This is a genomic window from Sphingomonas mucosissima (assembly GCF_002197665.1).
GTDB classification, from domain to species: domain Bacteria; phylum Pseudomonadota; class Alphaproteobacteria; order Sphingomonadales; family Sphingomonadaceae; genus Sphingomonas; species Sphingomonas mucosissima.
This window is the reverse complement of sequence record NZ_NBBJ01000002.1, coordinates 264291-286387: the sequence shown is the minus strand read 5'-3', so window position 1 is coordinate 286387 and position 22097 is coordinate 264291. Positions and strand designations below refer to the sequence as shown.

Here is a 22097-nt window from a genome sequence, read left to right as displayed (position 1 = left end):
CTGCACAGCCTGCCGATCTTCGTGCGGCTTCGGGGGCGCCGCGTGATCCTGGTCGGCGACGGTGAAGCCGCGGACGCAAAGCGCCGCCTGCTGGAACGCGCCGGTGCCGTTGTCGTGCGGGAAGACGGCTCCGCGTGGCCGGAGGCGGCAGGATCATCCGCGAACGAGGCGCAGGGCGACGGGTCCTCCGGCACCGAATCTCCGCTCCCGCCGTTGCTGGCCATCGTGGTGGACGATGAGGCCGCAGTCGCCCGGTTAAAGGCCGCTCGCGTGCTGGTGAACGCCGTAGATCGGCCGGACCTGTGCGACTTCACCTTGCCGGCGATCATCGATCGTGACCCGGTTATCGTAGCGGTCGGCACCGGCGGCGCATCCGCCGGCCTCGCCGCCGCACTCCGCCAACGCCTTGAAACCCTTCTGCCGACAAGCCTCGGCCGCCTCGCCGACGCCCTGTTTGCCGCCCGCGGGGCATGGCGAACGCGCTATCCCGATTCCGCCAATCGTCGACGCGCCATCGCCGCCGCGCTCGCCCCAGGCGCGGTCTACGACCCGCTGCAGCCTGAAAGCACGCTCGGCACACCTCCGGAACACGACGGGCCGTTGGATCGTAGCGTCGTTGAAATGACACTCCACTCCGACGATCCCGACGATCTCACCCTTCGGCAAGCGCGCTTGCTCGCGAACGCCGATCGCGTGTGTCACAGCCCTGACGTGCCGACCGCCATCCTGAACCGTGCGCGCGCTGACGCCGATCGCGCCGTCTGCGACACGGTCCCGGTCGACCTTCCCGGACTGACGATCCACGTGAGGATGGCTTGAACGGTTTCGCGTATCGTATCGGGGACGGGGTCGCGGAAAGCACGGCCGTCAACGATGCCGTGTCCACCGATGGCGCGATGGTGTGGGTTCACCTCACCACCACGGCCGAGCAGGCGCAAAGCTGGCTGGAAAGCGAAGCAGGACTGCCGGATTACATCGTTGACCAATTGACCGCTCAGGAGACGCGGCCGCGCTGCGACGCGTTCGACGAGGGCGCCTTTGTCAATCTTCGAGGCCGAACCGAAGAGAAGCTCGATCCCTCGGACGTGCTGGCTTCTGTTCGCATCTGGGCCGAGAAGGGCCGCATCATCTCCGTCACGCGCAAACACCTGCTGGCGACCGATGCCGTGGAGAAGGAGGTCAAGGCGGGCGAAATCCACGATCCGGGCGACATCATCACTGCCTTCGCCAGCGCCATCACCGAGGATCTCGATCCCGTGGTCGCAGACCTGGGTGATGAGCTCGACGATTGCGAACAACAGCTCGACGCCGCGCGCGCCTTTGCGCTTCGCCGAAGTGTGACCAAGGTCCGCGTCGAGGCGATCAATTACCGGCGGTTTCTCAACCCGCAACGCGCGGCGCTGGAGAAGCTCGCGTCGCTACCTGGCGATTGGCTCGGACCGGATGACCGGGCGCATCTAGCAGCCGCTGCTGATCGCGCCGCGCGCATGGCCGAAGAAGTCGAGGCGATCCGCGAGCGCGCGAGCCTGATCCATGAGACACTCACCGACCTGCGTGCGGAGCAACTCGATCAACGCGGACTGGTCATCTCGATCGCCGCAATGGTATTCCTGCCCCTCACGTTCATCACCGGCCTGTATGGCATGAACGTCGAGGGCTTGTGGCTCGCGCAAAAGCCTTGGGCATTTGACGCCATCGTAGGGCTCTGCGTCGTCATTGCGGTCGCGGTAACCGGCTGGTTCATGGCGCGGCACTGGCTGCGCTAGCCTGACGACAAGGGCAGTGGGGAGCTTCGCTACGCGGCCGCCATTGATCAGGCTGCGCGCGCCATTCTCCAGGCTTCTGCGATCTCGGCGAGCGTATCGGCCACCTGGCGGAATTGCGCACCGTCATGGCCCAGGCTTGCCTCGATCACTTGCTTGCGCGCGCCTGCATAAACGCGCGCCAAAGTGGTGGAGACCTCGCCGCCCTTTTCGAAGTCGAGATTGGCTTCGAGCGCAAAGAGAATGGCGGTCGCACGGGTGACCCGCTCGCTTTTGACCGCGAATTTCTTGTTCTCCGCCGCCCAGGCGGCCACCCGCAGGGCATGGCACAGCTCTTCGTACAGCAGTTGCACCAATGCGGGGCCGTCCGCGTTGGCGGTCCGGCCTGCAAGGTCAACCTGCCGATACGTCTGCGCAGGATCGCGCGACAGGACGGACGCATACCCCATCAGTTGTTACCGTTCGTCCACGCCTTGATCTGATTTTCCATGAAGGTCTGGGTCGATTTATAAGCGGCAACGCGGGCGTTCATCGACGCGAATTGCTGCGTCAGCCGGGTGGTCATCTTGTCCTTCTGCTCGGTCAGCTTGTCCTGCTGGCCCACAAGATCGCTTTTCGCCTGATTGTACCGCGTCGTGGAAGCGCCAAGCCCGTAAAGCGTGCTCGTGGCGTTGAGCTTGATCGAGTTCATCGCTGCCAAGACGCCCGATCCGTCCGAGGCGTTCGAGAACATCGCCTCAAGCGCGGCGGGATAGTCGGCCATCGCCTTCGTCAGCGTACCATTGTTGACCGAGAGCGTGCCGTCGCGGTTCGTTAGGACCCCCAGCTGCGCCAGCGTGCGCGGTGCGCCGGCCGGCGCACCCGGCAGCAGGTCCCGCATCGTCAGCCCCTTCAGGCTTCGCATCATGTTCTGCGCGCCTGTATCGGCGCGCAGGTCGCCAGTGATCGGATCGGTCTGCTTCTGCAATTCGGTCAGGAGCAGATTGTAGGTGAAGACGAAGTCTTCCACCGCATTGCTCAGCGCCGCCGTCGGCACCGATGTGGAGAGTGCCACGGCCGAGGAAGAAACGCCCACCAGGTCGAGCTTCACTCCCTCTACAAGGTCGCTGACGCTGTTGCTTGCCCGCTCCACCGTGATGCCATCAACGGAGATGACGGCATTGCCGGCCTTCCCGGTCACGTTCATGCCGGGCCCGTTCGGGCCGACGTTGAACTCGGCGAGGTTACCGGACGGATCGTTGCTCGCCTCAAGCGTGAAGGCCTTTGCCGCCCCCGTCTCGCCCCTCAGCGACAAAAACGCGCGCCCGTCCGTGTCGGTCACGACGGACGCGGTGACACCGGCCCTTTTGGCGTTGATCGCTGCGGCGATGCTCGTGAGAGAACCATTAGTGATGTCGATGGCGATCGTGTCTTCGATACCATCCCCATCGGCGTCCGGGCCAGTGACACCGGTCAGCCCGCCACTCGCGTCATAGGTGCCGGTACCAAGCTTTAAGGTGAACGTGCCGGAGCCGATCACCTCGCTTTTCGATGCCACGCTGGCGTTCGACACCGCGGTCTGTGCCGTGGCAAGCCGGTCCACCCGAATGCTGGCGGTCAGGCCGGTCAGCTTCGCGCCCGATATCGCCGTCGCGGTCAGCACGGAATTGTTGCTGCTGACAGGCTGCGACTGGAGCGTTCCGCCTTTCACCAGCGAGTCGAGCGCCGCGGCGAAATCGGTAATCGCGCTCTTCAGCGTGGAAACGCCGGAGAGCTGCGCCGTGAGCTTCTCGGACCGCGCCGTGAGGGCCGCCGTCTTCGATGAAAATTGCGCCTGCACGAGGCCGGTCACCAGTGCGTCCGTGTCGACCCCCGAGCCGGTGTTCAGCGAGGTGAGCAACACGCTCGCTGCCGACTTGGTGACGCTGGTGGTGGTCGCACTGGCCACCGGTGTGCTCGGAACGCTTGTCATGACAAGGTATCAAACGGCCGAAGACGCCACGACTTTAGCGTTACCGTCATCGGCCGGCCGCGCTTGGCAGCCGCGCATCGACTAAGGCAGTGCCGCCCCGTGCTCGTCGAAGCGCGCGCTGGCCGGCACATCGATTGCGGGCAGCGGCCCCGTGCCGCCCATGCGCTCATTGAGGCCGAAGACGAAGGCCAGCACCGTCGCGATCGCCATGTAGAGATCGTCGCGCACTTCCTGATTCTCACGGCTGGTGTAGTAGATGGCGCGCGCAAGCATCGGATATTCCAGGATTGGCACCGCCATGTCGCCGGCAATCTCGCGGATCGCCAGCGCCGTCGCCCCGCGCCCCTTGGCCACGACTACCGGTACCTGATCGCGGCCACGATCATAGCGCAGCGCCACCGCGAAATGCGTCGGATTGGTCAGCACCACATGCGCCTCCGCGACCGCGCGGCGGGTGGAGCGAGACAGCATGGCGTGCTGGCGCGATCGGATCTGCGCCTTCACCTCAGGATTGCCCTCGCTCTCCTTGTGCTCGTCCTTCTGCTCCTGCTTGGACATGAGCAACTTCTTCATGCGCTGAAACATCTGGAGCGGCACGTCGATCAAAGCGATGGCGACCAAGCCCAACGACATGACGATCATCAGCGTCGTGAGCGTCCCCCCCAACGCGTCCATTGCCGCACCGAGGTTTGAGCGGGCGAGGCCGAGCGTGGTGCGCGCCGAGCTCATCAGCAGCCAGCCGCCGATCGAGCCAAGCAGCGCGACCTTCAGAAGCGATTTGCCGAGTTCGATCCAGCCGTTCATGCCGAAGATGCGTTTCAGCCCGGATGCGGGATTGATGCGATTGCCCTTGGGCGCCATCAGCCCGGCATTGAACTGGAGCGAGCCAAGTGCCGCCTGGCTTGCCACCCCGGCCGCCATCACGATCGCGAACAGGGTGCCGAACGCTGGTAATAGCTTCCACCCTGCGGCAGCCAGCGGACGAAACGGCTGAAAATCCTCCACATCGCCGCGCGTGAACTGGAAGCTTTCGGCCATCACCGCCTTGCACGCGGCGACCAGCGACGGACCAAAGAAGACGAGCCACGCCACGCCTGCGAGCGCAACGAGCGCGGTCGCGAACTCGCGTGACTTGAGGACGTCACCCTTCTTCCGCGCGTCCTTCAGACGCTTGGGTGTCGGGGCTTCTGTCTTTTCGCCGAACTCGTCAGCCAAGTACCAGGCTCCGTGCCGCTTCCAGGCCCTCGCGCACGACGACCAGCATGTAATCCCCCATCGCCGGGAACGCCGCCGCCATCGCGATCACGCCGACGGCAAGGCTGGCCGGCAGACCGATCGAGAACAGGTTCAGCGCCGGTGCCGACCGTGAAATCATGCCGACTACCAGATTAAGGCAGAGTAAAAGAAAGCCGACCGGGAGCGCGAGGAGCAGACCGGCGAAGAAGGCGTAGCCGCCAAACAGGGCGATGTCCTGCAACTGACCCGGCGCGAGCCAAGCCGCGCCCGGCGGCAGCGCAGTGTAGCTGCGCGCTACGGTATCGACGAGGACGAGGTGGCCGTCGATCGACAGGAATAGGAGCGTCAGCAGGATCGAGAGTAATTGGCCGATCGCGGGCGATGAACGCCCCGAGTTGGGATCGATCATGTTGGCGAAGCCGATGCCCATGGAACCGCCGATGACTTCGCCGGCGATCAACGGGGCAGCAAAGGCGATCTGGAGGATGAAACCCAGCGCCAGACCCACCAAAGCCTCCGCCGCGATCGCCAGGAAGGTCGCGAGCGCGAAAACCTGTGGCGGCGGCGTTACGTCATGCATGCCAAGCACCAGCACGCCGACCGCGCCGGCAAGCACGACGCGCACCTGCAACGGCACGGAGACGTTGCCGAAAACGGGCGCCGCAACAAAGGCCGCACCGACGCGCACCATGACAAAGATCAGCGCCCATAGCTGGGGCTCGATCGAGAGGCCGAGGCCTAGCATGGCGGCCGCGCTCTGCCGGCTGCGGTCGCCCGGGCGAGAGGATCAACGGGAAGGTGCACCTGCTTAGCGCACCAGATCGGGAATGCGTTCAAAGATCGAGACGGTGAAATCGCTGATCAGCCCCAGGATCATCGCGCCGAAAATCACCAGCGACAGGCCCACGACGATCAGCTTCGGTACGAAGCTCAGCGTCTGCTCCTGTATCGAGGTCGCAGCCTGGATCATGCCGAGAATAAGGCCGGAGACGAGCGCCGGGATCAGGATGGGCGCAGCGGCAAGCGCAAGCACCCAGAGCGTCTGGTTCGCGACGGTCAGGAAGTAATCTGCGTCTACCATCTTGGATCCAGCTTCTCACGTGCACGGCAGTTCGGGGGTCGGCGCGTCATCGAAGGCGCGCCTCAGCGGTCGCCCGGGCTAGGTCGCGAAACTGTTGGCGAGGCTTCCCATGGTCAGCGCCCATCCATCGACCAGCACGAACAGCAGGAGCTTGAACGGCAGCGAGATGATCGTCGGGCTGAGCATCGCCATGCCGAGCGCCATCAGCACCGTCGCCACCACCAAATCGATCACCAAGAAGGGCAGAAAGATCAGGAAGCCGATCTGGAACGCGGTCTTGAGCTCGCTCGTGACAAAGGCGGGTAGCAGCACCGAGAACGGAATATCGTTGGGGGTAGCATACGGCCCGGACTTCGCCATCTCGGCGAACATCGTCACATCCTTCACCCGCGTCTGCTTGGCCATGAAGGCGTGCAGCGGCGCGCCAGCGGTCTTGATCAGGTCCGTGCCGCCCATCTGGCCGGCGGCATAGGGCTGGATCGCGGTTGTGTTGATCTGGCTGATGACGGGCGCCATCACAAAGAACGACAGGAACAGGCTGAGCCCGATCAGCACCTGGTTGGGCGGCGTCTGTTGCAGGCCCAGCGCCTGGCGCAGGATCGACAGCACGATGATGATCCTGGTGAAGCTGGTCATCATCAGCAGGATGCCCGGCAGGATGCTGAGCAGGCCCATGATGATGAGCACTTGCAGCGACAGCGACATCGAGCCGGAGCCATCAGGCCCGCCACCAAGCTGGCCGAGCGCCCGATCGACCGCGTCGCCGGCACCGGGCGCTGTGGGCGCGGGCGGCACAGGCGCGCTCTGCGCGAAAGCCGGCATCGCCACCAGCATCGCGACGACAAAGGCAAAGGCGATCAGCAGCACCTTGCCCCAGGGGAAGCTGGCTGAACGGGTTCGCGCGCCGTCGCGGAACAAGGCTGGGCCGGTGCCGACACGGGTAACGCTCACGAGAAGGTCCTCGGCGCCTCGGCGCGTTCAACCAGCGTCACGCCGCCCCGCCCGACCGAGACCAGCAGCCGCTTGCCCTCGAACTCGACCACCGCGAGCTTGAGACCCGGCGAGATCATCATCGTTTCCTTGACGTTGATGAGGCGCGTGTCGGCGCGGCCCGGCATGCGGGTTTCCAGCCGCCGCCAAAGATAGAGGCAGCCGATCATCAGGCCGCAGACGAGCGGCAGCAGCACGATAAGCTTCAGAATATACGACCACATCATGGCGTGGATCAGCCGCGCTTGTCGGGATTGACGAGCTCGGTCATCCGCACGCCGAAACGGTCGCCCACGGTCACCACCTCGCCGCGGCCGATCAGGGTGCCGTTGACGAACACGTCGAGCAGCTCGTTAGCCTGGCGATCGAGCTCGATCACACTCGATTCACCCAGCGCCAAAAGCTCCCGCAGCGTCAGCTGGGTCGAGCCGATTTCCACCGTCAGCTTGACGTCAACGTCCTGCAGCAGGCGGAAATTGGCGGCGAGCGCGCCATCGGCCGGGAAGCCGCCGCTCATGTCGTTCATTGGGTCAATCCTTCGAGAGAAGCGAGCGATGTCAGTTTAATGGCGGCATGCCCGTTCGAGGTGCCGACGGTGCCGGTGCCGAGGCGATCGTTGCCGACCATCACCGGCACGTCCTGGCCAAAGCTGATCGGAATCACGTCACCGGGCTGAAGCGCCATCAGCTTCGACAGGCGCATCGTCGGCTCGGCAAGCACCGAGCGGACGGGAAAGCGGATGTTCATCGCCGCGCGGGTGAGCGCCGTTTGCCACAATGCGTCCTCCGCCGCGGCCTTCGCCACCACCTTGCCCGTCAGCGCCGTGCCGTGCGGTTTCAGTGCAGACACCGGATAGACAAGGTCGATAAACGATGGCTTGGCACTGCCAGGTGCAATGCCAAATCGTGTGACGATCAGTGCGTCGTCACCGTCGAGGTTCGCCAGCATGGATGCGTTGCCTTCGCATCTTCCGACCGTGAAGCTCACGCGCGCGAGAGGCTCCCACGCGGCCGTAAGCGGTACGGCAATCATTTGCCCGAGACGCGCGACCATCGCCTCGGCCGCCGGCGAGAATTCCGCGGGCATGTCCGCAGGTGCCGCGCCGGTGCCGCCGAAGAAAAGGTCAAGCAACTCAAGCACGAACTTACCGTCGAGAACCAGCAGCGCCGTGCGATCGTCCATGCCGAGCGGCAGCCAGGCGGTCAGTTTGTCCGGGCGCTCGGCGCGATAATCGGCGAAGCGCTGCACCGCCAGCGGTTCGGCCCAAGCCCGCACCTCTTCGCGCAGCAGCGGCTCGAACACACCCCGCAGCCCCCGCGCCAAGCGCGCCGAGAGGTGCTGCAGCGTGTGCAGGTCGCCGAACGGATTGAGCTTCGCCTTCCCCAGGCCGCCTGTCGGGACGGTCTGCGGACGGGCGCGCTCTCGCCGTTCGCGAGGGGGATCTGACTTGGCGTTAACCATGCCAGGTCACTGAACAACAAAATTGGTAAAGTAGACGTTACTAACGCCGCCAAATCCCTCTTTCTGTTCCAGCGTCTTGTTGATCGCGACGGTCAGCCGCTTTGCCAGCGCGGCCTTCCCCTGGGAGGAGAAAACCTGATCTTCGGTGGTGTCGCCAAGCGCCATCAGGATCGCCGAGCGGATCGCGATATCGTTGGTCTTCATGTTCTGGATGACCGTATCGTCATACGGCGTCGAGACGGCGATCCCGACCTGGATAAAGTGAATCGAATCCTGGAGATTGGCCGTAAACTCCTTTTCCAGCGCGAAATAATTGGATGCATAGCGATCACCCCCGCTGCCCTCCGGCGTCGGTTTGCCCTCGTGGCCGGCCTCGCTGCCCGCGCTCTCTCCGCCATGGCCGCCGCCCGATCCGCTTTCTGCTTCGGCGCGCTTCTGCTCGCTCTTGGGCACAAGCTTCGGCTTGCTTTCATCCGCCGCATGCGCGCTCGCGCCGCCGATGATGCCGGAGCCGGCAGCGTAGAGGCCGGCACCAACGCCGCCGCCGATCAACACGATTCCACCAACGGCGATCACCAGGATCTTGCCCAGCTTGCCCTTCTTCTTCGGCGGCGATTCGGCCGCGTCCTTGGTCTTTTCACTCACTGCTCAGCGCCTTTCGCCATTCATGCGATTCGTTCGTCGGCAGTGGAGGCGTCGTCATGCGAAGCGACGCGGCTCTGCCGGCTCGTGGGAAACGGCGCCGAGGTTGGCGCACGCTGTTGATGTTGTTGATGCTGCGGCCCCGGGTCACTGCCGGCCTGCGCAGACAGCTTCAGGCCCTTGGCCTCGGCAAGTTCGGCCAGTTTGGGCTGGGCCTCGGCCAGTAGCTGGCGTGTTTCGGCCTGTTGTGCATGGAAGTGAACCGCGACCGCGTCGCCATCGCGCCGCAACGACACGTCAATGGTGCCGAGCTTGTCGGGAACGAGGCGAATGCTGGTATCAACCGCATCCATGGCGTCGCGGATCATCTCGATCCGCTCAATCATCCTGGTGGGCCATGCCTCCCGCGCCATGTCGAGCGCGGCATGGCGGCTGTTCTCGACAGCCGCGACGGCATGCGGCGCCAGATCCGTGGCCGGTGCGATGCCTGGGATCAGACCCGCCGGAGTTTCCGCCCGTCGCTCGTCACGTGCCGCGCGATGGATGGCGGCAGCGAACATCTGCGCGGCGGGTGCGACCGGCCCCATGTGCGCTGGCGGAGCAAGTTGAGGCGGAGCGGCCCCGCGCTGCACGCCGGCTGGTATCGGCGGCCGATCAGCGCTGCCCTCCGACGGGGCTGACGCCTCGAACCGGTTGCCTTGGGTGTGGACGCCGCGTTCCTTCTGAGCGTCCGGCTTCGATGGGGCTGATGTTCCCTCATGCCCTGGCGCCTCCGCTAATTGCTGTTGCGGAAGGTTCGGCGATGTTTGTTGCGGGGGCAGGGCCGCGGCAGGAGTTGCGGCGGCCAGGCTCGCTGGCGAGGGGCTCACTCCGACGATGTTCGGCACCGAACCAGGCTGCACAGGCGTCGCCGTCGGAGTGCTCGCCTGGCGCTTGAGCGGGAGGCTCGGGGCGGGATCAAGGGTTACGCGCTCGACGTCATCTTGCAGTGGAAGGGACGACGCGCCCCGCTCTTTCACAGTGGGCACAATCGGCGTGGCTGGCGCGGGCGGTGCGGCGGCTTCTGCTCGCGCGGGCGACGCCGCCGCGTCGGTTGCGGCCAGCGTTTCGTCGCCAGCCAGCGGCTCCGGAAGTCCAGCGGGAAGCTGCCCAGGCAGTAGCGAGCCCTGCGGAATGGATCCCGTCATGGCAGCGGCAGGCTCGAGCGGAGCATCTCCTGCGTTGACCGGCGCCGGCGGCGGGCAGGGGACCAGCCACGTTGGCGGCGCGATCCAGACGTTAGTTGCCGCGGGATCGGCACGCTCTTCATCCTTGCCGAAAGCTGCCGGCAAGTTGTTGCCGCCTTCGCCGTCCCGTTGCCGCGGCATGATCGGCGCGACACCGGCCAGCAGCAACGCGGCGAAGTCCACGCCTGGAGAAGCGGCAGCGGGCACGGCACCCACGACTTCAGGGGACGGCGCGCTGACAAGAAGATGGGGAATGGACAGCATGGCAGCGATTGGTGTCTCGACGGGTTGATCCGACGATCCAATCAGCAAGGATCGTGCCGAACCTTTCGCGTGGGCGGCGCATCTTGCAGTGCGCGGATCGCGCGGAGCGCGGCCTCGGCCTCGCCGCGGGCGATCAGCTTCTCGACCGCGGTCTGATCCCGTTTCGCCGAACGGGTAGCCTCTGCAGCGCGATCTGCCTCGCGTGCGGCAGTGCGCACGCGATTCTCGACTACCTCTGCGTTACGGTGCAGCTTCTCGCGATAATGCGCCATCGCGGCAAAGGAGACGGCGGCGCCCGCCCCCTGCCCCGGCGCAACGGCGGAGGCGAGCTGCGCGATCCGCTGCGACAAGGCGTTTTCGCTGGCAACCTGCTCCTGCGCGCGGCTTTCGGCCGCCTGCGCCATGCCAAGCTGAAGCGTGCGGACGCGATGCAGACGCTGAAGCTTCTTGTTATCCATCACCGAACACGCCCGTCAGCTCCGTGACGGCATCGTCGAGCGAGACGCTGGCGTCGGCATCCTGGCGAATGAATTCCATCACCGCCGGGTGGTAGGCGATGGCGGCATCGATCGCCGGATCGGCACCGGCGCGGTAAGCACCCATCAGCACCAGGTCGCGATTTTCCTCGTAGGTCGCAAGGTGACGACGCAGGACGCGGGCGGCCTGGATGTGCGGCTTGGCGGCAATGTCGGTCATCACGCGGCTGACTGACTTGGATACGTCAATGGCGGGATAGACGGCGTGCTCGGCAAGTGCGCGGCTCAACACGATATGGCCGTCGAGGATCGAGCGCGCCGAGTCCACCACCGGATCATTGCCGTCGTCGCCATCGGCCAGCACGGTGTAGATCGCGGTGATCGCGCCGCCGGTGTTCACATCGGTGCCGGCACGCTCGATAAGGTTTGGCAGCATGGCAATGGCTGAGGGCGGATAGCCGCGCGCGGAGGCCGGCTCGCCCAGCGCCAGCCCGATCTCGCGCCCCGCATGTGCCACGCGGGTGAGCGAATCCATGATCAGAAGGACATTCTTGCCCTCATCACGAAATGCCTCGGCAATCGCGGTTGCGCGCAGCGCGCCGCGGATACGAAGCACTGGCGAGTGATTGGCCGGAACGGCGACGACGACCGAGCGCTGGCGTGCCTCGCCTGCGACCTTGGTTTCAAGGAAGTCGGCCACTTCTCGGCTGCGTTCGCCGATCAGGCCGATGACGATCACGTCAGCCTTGGCCGCGCGCACCATCATGCCGAGCAGCACCGACTTGCCAACGCCCGAGCCCGCCATGATGCCGACGCGCTGGCCCTTCCCGATGGTGAGAAGCCCATTGATCGCGCGCACGCCGACATCGAGCGGCTCCAACACGCGGCCGCGGTCGAGCGGCGATTGCAGCTTGCCGGCGAGCGGCCAGCGACCCGCGCCGCGGATCGGGCCAAGCCCGTCGATCGGGTTGCCCGCGCCGTCGACCACGCGGCCGAGCAGCGCCTCGCCCACCTCCGCCTCGCCGGGCGCGCCGGTCGGGCGGACGGGCATCTGCGGCAGGAGCGCTGCCGGGCCGCCCAGGTTCATGAGCAGCGTGCGGCCATTACGGAAGCCAATCACTTCCGCTTCCACGCCGACGCGCGCATCGCCGATCCGGCACACGGTGCCGACCGGAAGCGTCAGGCCGACCGCCTCCATCAGCAGCCCGTCATACGAAGCCAGGCGCCCCGCCACCTTTGGCGCCGGACGGAAATCGGCGTTGCCCAACGATTCAAGATAATCGGCGGTGAAGCGGTTCAGCATCTACGATCCTGGAAAGCCGGCACTGGCGGGCGCGATCCCGACCGATGCGGCGATGGTCAAAGGGCGGGAACGGCAACCTTGTCGAGTGCACTGGTGAGCTGTTCGAGCCAGAGGTCCGGGCCGTCCTCGACAATGGTGGAGGCTGCTTCGAGCACGAAGCTGCCGCGCGCCAGATTGGCGTCGCCTACCGCGAAGATCGTGTCCGGCAGCCGGCCCTCGAGCAGGCCGACGTCCGCCGGGTTCAGGCGCAGTATCGCGCTTTCCGACTGATCGGCGAGCAACTCGGCGGCGGCCTCCACGCGGCCTGCGAGGAGATCACCGGCGATGCCGGTCTGCCCGATCAGGCCGCTGACGAGATGGAGCACCGTCTGGCGCAGCTGCCGCGCCATGCGCTCGCGATCGATCCGCTCGTCGCACTTGAGCGCCGCCGCGATCCCCTCGATCAGCGCGCGATCCCGCGCCCGGCCCGCCTCATATTCCGCACGCGCGGCGGCGTAGCCGGCATCATAGCCGGCCTGATGCGCCTCCACGAGCGGATCGACCGGCGGCGTCGCTGCCATCGCCGCGGCAACGGGATCGATGGTGGGCGGCTCGGGCGATGGTTCCGGCTGGTGCCCCGGCGCGCCATGCGGCTGAGACGAGGCGCAGAATGCTTCCTCAATGCGCGCGATCAGATCGCCCGGCGCGAAGCCGGCCGGCCGATCCGCGAACACGCGCTGAAGCCGCACCGCGGCATCGTCTTGGCGCGGCGCAAAACCGGCGACGAACATCTTTGCCGTTGCCTCAGACATAATCGTCCTCGCCCCCGCCCATCATGATCGTGCCGTCTTTGGCGAGCGTGCGGGCAATGGCGATGATCGCCTTTTGCGCATCGAGCACTTCGGACAGGCGCATGGGGCCGCGGGCCTCCATCTCGTCGCGGATGCCGTCCGCCGCGCGGGCGGACATGCAGCCGAGGAAGCGATTGCGCGCGCCCTCGTCGACGCCCTTGAGCGCGCGGGTGAGAATGTCGCTGTCGATGTTGCGGATCAGCGTGCCCAAGTTCTTGTCGTCCATGTCGAGCAGATTGTCGAAGACGAACATCGCCTCCTCGATCGCCCGCGCCGTTTCCTTGTCCAGCTTGAACAGCTTGGGCATCACGCGCTGCTCCGTCGCCTTGCGCGCGCCCTGAAGGATCTTCGCCGCTTCGCGCGTGCCGCCGAGCTTCACCTGCGTGCCTTGTGCCGCGCTCGATGCGCGGCCAGCGATCATCGTCTTCAGCGTCTCGACCGCTTCGGGGGTGATTGGGCCAAGCTTAGCGATACGATGCAGGATCTCGGGCTGCGCGGCATCGGGCAGCAGTTCGAGCACCTGTGCACCCACCGATGGGTCGAGATTGGCGATCAGCAGCGCGGCGACCTGCGGATGCTCCTTCTCGATCATCGCCGCGATGTCGGTCGCGTCGAGCCAGTCTAGCAGTTCGATCTCGCACGCCGCCTCGGGCGGGGTGATGCGGGCAAGCACGCTCTCGGCCTTTTCCTGGCCCAAGGCGCGGTGCATCACCGCCTCCACCTTGGGCTTGGGATCAAAGGTGATGCCGGTCCGCTCGCGCGCGCGGCCGACGAAATCGTCGAGCACGCCCTCCACGTCCGCCTCGCTGACATCGGCGACGGTGTACATCGCGCGGCCAAGCTCGCGCACCTCGTCAGGCTCGAGCTTCTGGAGGATGGCGGCCGCCTCTTCCTCGCCGACCAGCATCATCAGCACTGCGGCGCGTTCCGTGCCGCTGAAGGTGCGCAATGCGACCTCGCTCATTGCGCGGTCGCCTTCATCATGTCGCGCACGGCAAGGGCGGCGCGCGCGGGATTGTCGCGCGTGAAGCCGCGGACCTTGCCGATCCGCTCGTCATAATTGCGGCTCGCCTCGATCTCGTCGAGCGTGACCGGCGGGGCGACGGCGATCGTCCCGAGAGCAGCGCTGCCCTCGTCGCCTTCGCCACTGCTGTCCGCGGAAAGGCCCAGCGCGGTGCGGCCGGGCGTTTCGGCTTCTTCCTTTTTCTTCATCAGCGCCTTGGCGAGCGGACGGACGCCCAGCAGCAGCACCAGCAGCGCGATCACGATCGCGGTAACGTTGCGCGCGATCACCGGCAGCCAGCTATTGTCGTACCAGGCCGGACCATCGCTTGCCGCATCCGCCTCGCCCGCAAACTTGCGGCTGATCACCGTCACCTGATCGTTGCGCGCCTGATCATAGCCGACCGCCGAGCGAACCAGCTGCGTGATCTGGTGGATCTCCATGGCGGGGCGCTTGCCCTTGTCCGGTTCGCGCAGCAGCACGGCCACCGACAGCCGCTTCACCCCGCCAGGTGCAGCGCGGGTGACCGAAACTTCGCGGCCGAGATCGTAGGAGCGAGCGAATTGGTCGGACTGTTTGCTCGGGTTCGGCGCCGGGCCACCCGCAACCGGCTGGCCATTGGCGCCGGTCGCCGCCTGCGGCTGCTGAAGCGACGCGGCAGGCGGCGGCGTGTTGCTCAGCGCACCGGGGATGCCGCCGGGCGCTTGCCCCTCCTGCGCCTGGGTGCCGGTCCATTGGCCCGTCTCGGCGCGCAGCGCGCCTTCCTTGTCGTAGCTTTCACGCGTGGCCTGCGTCTCGTCCATGTTGACGTCGGCCTGCACCTCGGCAGTGAAGTTGCCGGCGCCCACCAGCGGCGTCAGCAGCTGGATCAACTGCGTGCGGTACTTTTCCTCCACCTGCCGCTGGAGCGCGATGCGCTGTTCGGTGCCGCTCTGGCCGGCACCGCCGGGCTTGGAAAGGAGGCCGCCCATCTGATCGACGATCGTCACCGCCTCCGGCTTCATGCCGGGCACCGATGAGGCGACGAGGTTGATGATCGACTGGACCTGCGCCTCGCTGAGCGCGCGGCCGCCCTGCAGCTTCACCACCACGGAGGCGGAAGGCTGCGCATTGTCGCGCACGAACACGCTCGATTCCGGCATCGCCAAGTGCACGCGCGCCTCGGTGACGACGTCAATCTCCTGGATCGAACGGGCAAGCTCGGTCTCGCGCGCCTGGCGCAGCCGCTCGCCTTCTACCGCGCGGCTGACGCCCATCGGCAGCTGGTCGAGGATCGCGTAGCCGCCCGGCGCCGCCTTCGGCAGGCCTTGCCCCGCGAGCAGCAGGCGCGCGCGGGAATAATCCTCCTCGTTCACGGTGACCGCATCGGTTGCTTCGTCGATGTTGCTGTCGATGCTGGCAGCGGACAGCGCCTGGGTGACGGCAGCCTTGTCGGCATCCGGAAGACCCGAGTAGAGCATCTTCTGCGGCGGCGTGGACAACGCCGACCAAGCGAGCGCCGAGGCGCCGATCAGGCTGACCATCAGCGCCATCGGGCCGGCACGGCGAACCGCGGGCTGCGCGAAGGCGCCCTGGATCTGCCGCAATGGGTTAGCGAAGCGTTCCGGGATCACCGGGTTCGAGGGAGCGAGTGCGTTTGCCATATCAGACCGGCATGCTCATGATGTCCTTGTACGCGGACAGGATCTTGTTGCGGACTTGCAGCGTCGCCTCGAAGCCGACCGAGGCTTCCTGGCGGGCGAGCATCACCTTTGCGATGTCCACCGTTTCGCCGCGTTCGTAGGCTTCGGACAGCGCGGAGGCCTTTTGCGATTGGGCGTTCACCGCCTGGATGGCGGTCTCCATCGTGGTGGCGAAGCTGCTTGCCTGCTGCGCGCCCGAGGCTGGAGCAGTCTGCGCCGCCGCAGCCGTGGCGTTCGCCCGGCTCAGCGCAGCGTTACGTTCCAGGATCTGGGCACGAAGCGCCATCACCCGGTCGATCCCGCCTACACCCCCAACACCGCTCATGCCGTCAGTCTCCGATCATGCGGCGCGGCGATCTCTTCGCCCTGCTCGCGCGCCTTCGCGAGACGGTAACGCAAGGTTCGTTCCGAAATGCCGAGACGACGCGCGGTCTCGATACGATTTCCACCGCAGGCCCTCAGCGTCTCGCGAATGGCGGAAAATTCTGAAAGCTGGACAACGGCGCCGAGCGTGCTCGATCCGGCCGCTGCCGGGTCGTTGGCATAGACCGCGGGGCGCGGCGCCGAGGCGCGATCGAACAGGATATGATCGGCCTCGATCGTGTCACCGGCGCAGAACAGGAGCGCGCGCTGAATCACGTTTTCGAGCTCGCGCACATTGCCCGGCCAATCGTGGCTGGTGAGTTTCGCGATCGCCTCATGCGATGGCCAGGGCACCACCGCGCGACTGCCGGCATGGCGCAGGATCATCGTGGCGGCGAGCGCGGGCACGTCCTGCGCGCGGTCGGCCAGCGCACGGGTGGTCAGCGGAAAGACCGACAGGCGGTAATAAAGGTCGGACCGGAAGCGGCCGGCAGCAACCTCTTCCTGAAGATCGCGATTGGCGCAGGCCACCACGCGCACGTCGATCGGGATCGGATGGGTCGCGCCGATCGGCACAACCTCCCGCTCCTGCAGAACGCGCAGCAGCTTGGCCTGCAGCGGCAGCGGCATTTCGGCCACTTCATCGAGCACGATCGTGCCCCCATTGGCTGCCCGGAAGAAGCCGTCGCCGCCGGACGAAGCCCCGGTAAAGCTGCCCTTCACATGGCCGAACAGCATGGCTTCCAACATGGTTTCCGGCAGCGCGGCGCAATTGATTGCGATGAACGGGCCATCGTGGCGCGCCGAGTTGCGGTGGATCGCGCGGGCGAGCACTTCCTTGCCGGTGCCGGTCGGCCCGTTGATCAGGACAGTGATGTCCGCCTCCGCCACGCGCTCCGCCAGTGCGAACAGCGCAAGGCTCTCGGGATCGGCTGCCGTCGGCAGATCTGGGCCGCCGGCCAGCGCGCGGACGAAAGCGTTACCGACCACTGCGTCAGCGTGATCAAAGGTGAGCCGCGCAGGCGCGCCATCACGAAACGGGATCACGCGGCGCTCCCCGCGGGCGAGCACCACGGTACGCGCGGGCACCGGCGACGCCTCGCCTTCGGTGACCAGCCAAGCCGCGTCGGCTGGGGCCCGGCCGGCCGGGGTCGTCATCGTGAACCCCTGAGCGCGCAAGGACGAAACCAGCGCCACATGGCCATCAGCAACCATATTGGATGGAATAATCGACCGCATGCGTAGACCCCCTTAGTTGACTAGGGCCATATTGGTTGAATGGTTAACGGCCTGTTTAACCGGCAAGCTGCCGGCCGAATTCTGCCGGGGCGATGCCGCAGCGCAACATCATCAGCGAAGGTCTGGGGTGCCCGCGGTAGCAAGCAGGCAACGGCTTGCCGGTCGCCGGCAAAATGCGGCTAAATGTTGCCGCTCGCCGGTCGTTTGAGGTGGCGACGGATCGACGCCCGCAAGGGGGGCTGCGGTTTCCGTCGAATCACTCGGAGACTCGAAATGACCGTTATCGCCTCGAATACCTCGGCGTTGCGCGCTGCCAACGCTTCGACCAGCGCCAGCAAGGCACTGTCGACCGCGATGGAGCGCCTTTCGACCGGCAAGCGCATCAATTCGGCCAAGGACGACGCTGCCGGCCTCGCCATCAGCAGCTCGATGACTGCCCAGATCAAGGGCATGAACCAAGGCGTGCGCAACGCCAACGACGGCATCAGCCTGGCGCAAACGGCAGAAGGCGCGCTCGATGAAGTCAGCAACATGCTGCAGCGCATGCGCGAGCTGACGGTGCAGTCGGAGAACGGCACCTATTCGGCAGACGACAAGAAGAGCATCTATTCCGAGCAGAACGCACTGGCAGACCAGATCCGCTCGGTGATCAAGAACACCCAGTTCAACGGCACGGCGCTGTTCACTGGCGGCACCACGGCAGGCACCGCCAAGACGGTGTCGATCCAGGCGGGGGCCAATTCCGGCGACACGATCTCGATCAGCATCGACGATCTCGACAACAACGCCGCGGCCAATGCCCTGTCGGTTGTCGTCGATCTCGGCGCGACGGCGAACGGCATGGCCGGTGACTCCGCGGCGGCAACCCCGGTCGTCCCGACGATCGCGAACTTCGATGATGCATTGAAGCAGGTCGCGAGCGTGCGCGCGGGCCTCGGCGCCGTGCAGAACCGGCTGGAGAGCGCGGTGAACAACCTCACCAGCAACGCCACCAACCTGTCCGATGCGCGCAGCCGGATCGAAGACGCGGACTTCTCGGCCGAATCGACCAATCTCGCCAAGGCGCAGATCCTGAGCCAGGCATCCACCGCGATGCTGAGCCAGGCCAATCAGTCGCAGCAGGGCGTGATGCGCCTTCTCGGCTAAGCCGTTCCGGAGCCGGTGCCGCCCCCCTTTTGGGTCTCGGCTCCAGAAAACCGCGCTCGCGCGAAGGCAACAAGGACCCGGCGATCTCACGATCGCCGGGTTTTTTCATGTGCCCTGCGGCTTACTCAGCACCGCATGGGACGAAGTTTTGCACCATCGAAACTCACGCAATCTTTCGGCTAAAGCTTCGACCGATCCGGTCGTTTCACATTGCGGTGTCTAGGCCTTCGCCTCGGGGGCGGTGGAAGATGCCGGACAATGGAGAAGATCAGTGACCGTTATCGGAAGCAACATTTCGTCGCTGCGCGCAAGCAACGCCTCGACCAAGGCACAGGATGCCCTGTCGACCGCCATGGAGCGGCTGTCCAGCGGCAAGCGCATCAATTCGGCCAAGGACGATGCCGCTGGCCTCGCCATCAGCAGCTCGATGACCGCGCAGATCAAGGGCATGAACCAGGGCATCCGCAACGCCAACGACGGCATCTCGATGGCGCAGACCGCGGAAGGCGCACTGGGCGAAGTGGGTAACATGCTGCAGCGCATGCGCGAATTGGGCGTGCAGGCGCTGAATGGCACCTACTCGGCCGACGACAAGAAGAGCGTCAAGGCTGAGATGGACCAGCTCTCGACGCAGATCACCAACGTTCTCGCCAACACCACCTTCAATGGGCAGAAGCTGTTCAACGGCACCGCCGGCACCACGGGAACGGTGAAGATCCAGGCGGGCGCCGCCGCGGCGGACAGCATCGACCTCAAGTTCGACACCCTGACCACCGACACCGACATCACGGGTGTGGCGGGTGCGACGGCATCGGCAGTGGACGTGACGGCCACTACCTTTGCCGCCGCCGATCTCGACAAGTTCGACAAGGCGATCGCGAAGGTGTCTTCGACCCGTGCAAATCTGGGTGCAGTACAGAACCGGCTGGAAAGCGCGGTCAACAACCTGACCAGCAATGCCACCAACCTGTCCGACGCGCGCAGCCGGATCGAGGATGCGGACTTCTCGGCCGAATCGACCAATCTCGCCAAGGCGCAGATTCTGAGCCAGGCATCCACCGCGATGCTGAGCCAGGCGAACCAGTCGCAGCAGGGCGTGCTGAAGCTGCTCGGCTAAACGCCGCTGCGGCTCCGGCCCCGCCCCCGTTCAGTGGGTCGGAGCCGACATAGAAAAACCCCGGCACCGCAGGGCTGCCGGGGTTTTTTGCATTGGCTAGGCAAACCGCGGCCGCGATCGGCCCGGATGCTGGCTGGCCAGCGACATATGCTGAGCCCCTGAGCATGGGTCACGTCAAACCTGTTGCGTTTGACTGACGTCCCGCTTCAGCAGGGCACCGCAATACTGAAGCCCCGGCCGCTACCGACGGCCGGGACCATGGCATTACATGCCGTTCAGCATTTCCAGGTGATGCTGCACCACGGGAGCCGTCTGTGCGGCGACCGCCTTCAGCGGTGCGGCGGTGCCGGCCTGGGCATAACCCTGATGAAGCGCGAGCGCCTTCTGGTGCGCAACCTTCTGCTGCGCGATATAGGCTTGATCACGTGCCACGCCGCGCGTTTTGCGCAGTTCCGCAACCATCTGCGACTGATCCGGCTCGAGCATCGGCGGCGGCGGCGTCACGCTCGACTGCTTGGCGGCAGTCTTCACGTCGTTGGTGCTCTTGGTGTGATCCTTGATCATCATCTGCGCGAACTGACGAACCTTGGCATCCCTGGTGGTTTCCAGAACGAGCTTGCTCGACGTGCGCTCATACAGATCACTGGCACCGGCCTTTGCAACATAGTCCCGGGGCGCCACCGCCTGCGCCATGGCTGGGCTGGCCATCGTCTGCGCCATAACTGGGCTGGCGATAAGGACCGTCGCAGCGACGGCAAAACTCGACAATGCTTTCACGTGTTTCCTCCATTCGGATCACGCGCCACCGACACGGGAAGACTTCCTGTGCGACTGGCGATGCTTGTCGAACATAGTGAACGCAGCCAAGTTCCGCGTGCGCGTGGAAACATGATCTAAATCAGTTGCTTTCCACGTTTTCGGAAGAGACTATCCGATAGTCTATCGGCTTGAAGCTGCCGCCGTTGGAATCAAACGCCGAGCACGCCGTCAGGCCGATGATTAGATCCATCGCCGCGCGGAACACGATCTTGTCCCCGGCCTTGCTGATCGGCGGCAGCACCCGCAGCTTTCCTGTTTCGCCGTCGACCGGCACGTTCATGAAGCAGTTGAACGCGCTCGGGATCATGTCCTCGGTGATCCCGTGCGGCGCGAGGGCAGCGGCGAGATTGCCGAAGCAGCCGCGATGCACCGGCTGGTCGGGATAGAAATGCCGAAAGGTATCCGCGCTACACGGGGTCAGCAGGAAATCGTGCCGTCCGACATCATCCGCAACGATCTCCAGCATCGGCCGGGACCTGTTGGAATACAGAAGGTGGCCGGTGGTGAGATAGATTGTCTCGGCATAGTCGAAGGTCCGCCCGGAGGAGATCGCCTCTCCCACGTCATCCGCGTTAAAGGCGAGCAGATCGGCGACCTGAACGCCCTTGGGATCGATCACTTCGAGCAGCGCGCCGGCCGGCAACAGGAATGCCGTCCCGCTGCGCTCGGGAATACGGGTCGGTTCAGTCATTCTGGCCTTGATAGTGAAAGGGGCAACTCCAGCCATCCTCCACGATACGGCCGCTATACTGCCGCGCCTCACTGGTTTCGCCGTGGCGCGACAGCATGGGATTGCGCGATCCGGCAAGCGCTTCATCGCGCACCAGGATCTTCTCGCGCATGCTTTCATACAGTCCGTCGGCGCGCAGCCGTTCGAACTGGTCGTGCAGGTTGAAGACCAGAGTAGGCTTGGCAAAGCGGCGCGCCGGGCGGCTGGCGTTGGGATGCAGGCCAACGACGAAGAACGCCTCCCCACCAAAGCTCAGGGAGAAGTGGACGTCATCCGGATCAGGGCTGACGCGTGCGTCATATTCCTGGCCGCGCCAGACGTCCTTGTCGGACAAGGATTGCACGCGCGCCCAGAGCGCTCGTTCGAACTCACCCTCGCCCAACTCGGTCGGGCCATTGAAGACAACGGCATAGCTTCGATAGAGCGCCGGTTCCTCGCGGTAAGCGGCGGCAAAACGCAGCAGTCCGTCATGGATGCGCAGATCGTCCCACCCGCTATCGATACGGTTGCAGGCAAGAACGCTCAGCGTACCCTTGGCAAGCGCGGCTTTGGCGCCGACGCATGGGAACAGCCGATCCTGGACATGCTCCTGCAACAGGCGCTCGAATCGGTCCTGGTCCTCATGGCGCCAGGGGAACAACGGTGTGACAGGCGCAGGCATGGGTCGGTGCTACGCATGGGCAGCGGGATACGTTCCCAAATTTTGCGTTCACCTGAATTAGGTGGTCGTCGCTAAGAGAAGCAAACGCGAGCATTTCTCCGCCTTGAGCCGTCG

The 22097-nt window shown here is 65.4% G+C and carries 25 protein-coding genes; 4 read left to right on the top strand and 21 right to left on the bottom strand.

From position 1 onward, the window contains the following. The gene (locus SPMU_RS08530; protein WP_088333676.1) at window positions 1–819 is read left to right on the top strand and encodes a precorrin-2 dehydrogenase/sirohydrochlorin ferrochelatase family protein; all 819 of its coding nucleotides are present in this window, start codon (window positions 1–3) and stop codon (window positions 817–819) included. Continuing rightward, complete coding sequence (locus SPMU_RS08525; RefSeq protein ID WP_088333452.1) at window positions 816–1766, top strand: CorA family divalent cation transporter; 951 nt, start codon at window positions 816–818, stop codon at window positions 1764–1766. Before SPMU_RS08530 ends, SPMU_RS08525 begins: the two co-directional genes overlap by 4 nt. 47 nt (window positions 1767–1813) lie before the next feature. Here the strand turns inward: SPMU_RS08525 and fliS are convergent, their stop codons facing one another. From fliS to SPMU_RS08435, 18 genes are all read right to left on the bottom strand, one after another. Next, window positions 1814–2212: a flagellar export chaperone FliS gene (fliS, locus tag SPMU_RS08520; protein ID WP_088333451.1), complete on the bottom strand. Its 399-nt coding sequence runs from the start codon at window positions 2210–2212 to the stop codon at window positions 1814–1816. Next, a complete protein-coding gene (fliD, locus tag SPMU_RS08515; protein WP_088333450.1) occupies window positions 2212–3714 on the bottom strand; it encodes a flagellar filament capping protein FliD in 1503 nt (500 codons plus the stop codon). Before fliD ends, fliS begins: the two co-directional genes overlap by 1 nt. An 81-nt stretch (window positions 3715–3795) precedes the next feature. After that, entirely contained in the window at window positions 3796–4929 is a 1134-nt protein-coding gene (locus SPMU_RS08510) for an EscU/YscU/HrcU family type III secretion system export apparatus switch protein (RefSeq protein ID WP_088333449.1), read from the bottom strand. After that, on the bottom strand, window positions 4922–5695 hold the full coding sequence (fliR, locus tag SPMU_RS08505; protein WP_088333448.1) for a flagellar biosynthetic protein FliR: 774 nt from the start codon (window positions 5693–5695) through the stop codon (window positions 4922–4924). Before fliR ends, SPMU_RS08510 begins: the two co-directional genes overlap by 8 nt. Before the next feature lie 63 nt (window positions 5696–5758). After that, window positions 5759–6031 carry a flagellar biosynthesis protein FliQ gene (fliQ, locus tag SPMU_RS08500; RefSeq protein ID WP_088333447.1) on the bottom strand — a complete coding sequence of 91 codons (273 nt, stop codon included), beginning with the start codon at window positions 6029–6031 and terminating at the stop codon, window positions 5759–5761. A 78-nt stretch (window positions 6032–6109) separates the two neighbouring features. Beyond that, complete coding sequence (fliP, locus tag SPMU_RS08495) at window positions 6110–6949, bottom strand: flagellar type III secretion system pore protein FliP (protein ID WP_425442165.1); 840 nt, start codon at window positions 6947–6949, stop codon at window positions 6110–6112. Between the two features lie 29 nt (window positions 6950–6978). Further along, window positions 6979–7218 carry a flagellar biosynthetic protein FliO gene (locus SPMU_RS08490; protein WP_425442151.1) on the bottom strand — a complete coding sequence of 80 codons (240 nt, stop codon included), beginning with the start codon at window positions 7216–7218 and terminating at the stop codon, window positions 6979–6981. Between the two features lie 38 nt (window positions 7219–7256). Further along, window positions 7257–7547, bottom strand: a complete 291-nt coding sequence (fliN, locus tag SPMU_RS08485) for a flagellar motor switch protein FliN (protein ID WP_088333445.1) — start codon at window positions 7545–7547, stop codon at window positions 7257–7259. Continuing rightward, window positions 7544–8482, bottom strand: coding sequence for a flagellar motor switch protein FliM (locus tag SPMU_RS08480; RefSeq protein ID WP_088333444.1), 939 nt, complete (start codon window positions 8480–8482; stop codon window positions 7544–7546). Before SPMU_RS08480 ends, fliN begins: the two co-directional genes overlap by 4 nt. A 6-nt stretch (window positions 8483–8488) precedes the next feature. Continuing rightward, a complete protein-coding gene (locus tag SPMU_RS08475) occupies window positions 8489–9127 on the bottom strand; it encodes a flagellar basal body-associated FliL family protein (RefSeq protein WP_088333443.1) in 639 nt (212 codons plus the stop codon). Window positions 9128–9147: 20 nt separating this feature from the next. After that, on the bottom strand, window positions 9148–10662 hold the full coding sequence (locus SPMU_RS08470) for a flagellar hook-length control protein FliK (protein WP_140418430.1): 1515 nt from the start codon (window positions 10660–10662) through the stop codon (window positions 9148–9150). Next, window positions 10656–11072: a hypothetical protein gene (locus SPMU_RS08465; protein WP_088333441.1), complete on the bottom strand. Its 417-nt coding sequence runs from the start codon at window positions 11070–11072 to the stop codon at window positions 10656–10658. Before SPMU_RS08465 ends, SPMU_RS08470 begins: the two co-directional genes overlap by 7 nt. After that, window positions 11065–12393 carry a FliI/YscN family ATPase gene (locus tag SPMU_RS08460; RefSeq protein ID WP_088333440.1) on the bottom strand — a complete coding sequence of 443 codons (1329 nt, stop codon included), beginning with the start codon at window positions 12391–12393 and terminating at the stop codon, window positions 11065–11067. Before SPMU_RS08460 ends, SPMU_RS08465 begins: the two co-directional genes overlap by 8 nt. A gap of 56 nt (window positions 12394–12449) precedes the next feature. Then, window positions 12450–13184: a FliH/SctL family protein gene (locus SPMU_RS08455; RefSeq protein ID WP_088333439.1), complete on the bottom strand. Its 735-nt coding sequence runs from the start codon at window positions 13182–13184 to the stop codon at window positions 12450–12452. Then, window positions 13177–14187, bottom strand: coding sequence for a flagellar motor switch protein FliG (gene fliG / locus SPMU_RS08450; RefSeq protein WP_088333438.1), 1011 nt, complete (start codon window positions 14185–14187; stop codon window positions 13177–13179). Before fliG ends, SPMU_RS08455 begins: the two co-directional genes overlap by 8 nt. After that, on the bottom strand, window positions 14184–15869 hold the full coding sequence (gene fliF / locus SPMU_RS08445; RefSeq protein WP_088333437.1) for a flagellar basal-body MS-ring/collar protein FliF: 1686 nt from the start codon (window positions 15867–15869) through the stop codon (window positions 14184–14186). The genes fliG and fliF overlap by 4 nt, the downstream gene beginning before the upstream one ends. Window position 15870: 1 nt before the next feature. Continuing rightward, window positions 15871–16233: a flagellar hook-basal body complex protein FliE gene (gene fliE / locus SPMU_RS08440; RefSeq protein ID WP_088333436.1), complete on the bottom strand. Its 363-nt coding sequence runs from the start codon at window positions 16231–16233 to the stop codon at window positions 15871–15873. Continuing rightward, window positions 16230–17510 (bottom strand): sigma-54 interaction domain-containing protein, encoded by a 1281-nt coding sequence (locus SPMU_RS08435; RefSeq protein WP_088333435.1) that lies wholly within the window; start codon window positions 17508–17510, stop codon window positions 16230–16232. The genes fliE and SPMU_RS08435 overlap by 4 nt, the downstream gene beginning before the upstream one ends. A gap of 273 nt (window positions 17511–17783) precedes the next feature. Between SPMU_RS08435 and SPMU_RS08430 the strand changes: the two genes are divergently transcribed. Further along, window positions 17784–18656 carry a flagellin N-terminal helical domain-containing protein gene (locus SPMU_RS08430; RefSeq protein WP_088333434.1) on the top strand — a complete coding sequence of 291 codons (873 nt, stop codon included), beginning with the start codon at window positions 17784–17786 and terminating at the stop codon, window positions 18654–18656. A gap of 271 nt (window positions 18657–18927) precedes the next feature. Then, on the top strand, window positions 18928–19773 hold the full coding sequence (locus SPMU_RS08425; protein WP_088333433.1) for a flagellin N-terminal helical domain-containing protein: 846 nt from the start codon (window positions 18928–18930) through the stop codon (window positions 19771–19773). 264 nt (window positions 19774–20037) lie between these two features. Here the strand turns inward: SPMU_RS08425 and SPMU_RS08420 are convergent, their stop codons facing one another. The 3 genes from SPMU_RS08420 to gntA form a co-directional block, all read right to left on the bottom strand. Then, window positions 20038–20550: a DUF4142 domain-containing protein gene (locus SPMU_RS08420; protein ID WP_245832919.1), complete on the bottom strand. Its 513-nt coding sequence runs from the start codon at window positions 20548–20550 to the stop codon at window positions 20038–20040. Window positions 20551–20671: 121 nt separating this feature from the next. Then, window positions 20672–21283 (bottom strand): DUF1989 domain-containing protein, encoded by a 612-nt coding sequence (locus SPMU_RS08415; RefSeq protein WP_088333431.1) that lies wholly within the window; start codon window positions 21281–21283, stop codon window positions 20672–20674. Beyond that, window positions 21276–21983 carry a guanitoxin biosynthesis heme-dependent pre-guanitoxin N-hydroxylase GntA gene (gene gntA / locus SPMU_RS08410; protein WP_088333430.1) on the bottom strand — a complete coding sequence of 236 codons (708 nt, stop codon included), beginning with the start codon at window positions 21981–21983 and terminating at the stop codon, window positions 21276–21278. Before gntA ends, SPMU_RS08415 begins: the two co-directional genes overlap by 8 nt. Between the last annotated feature and the right edge of the window lie 114 nt (window positions 21984–22097).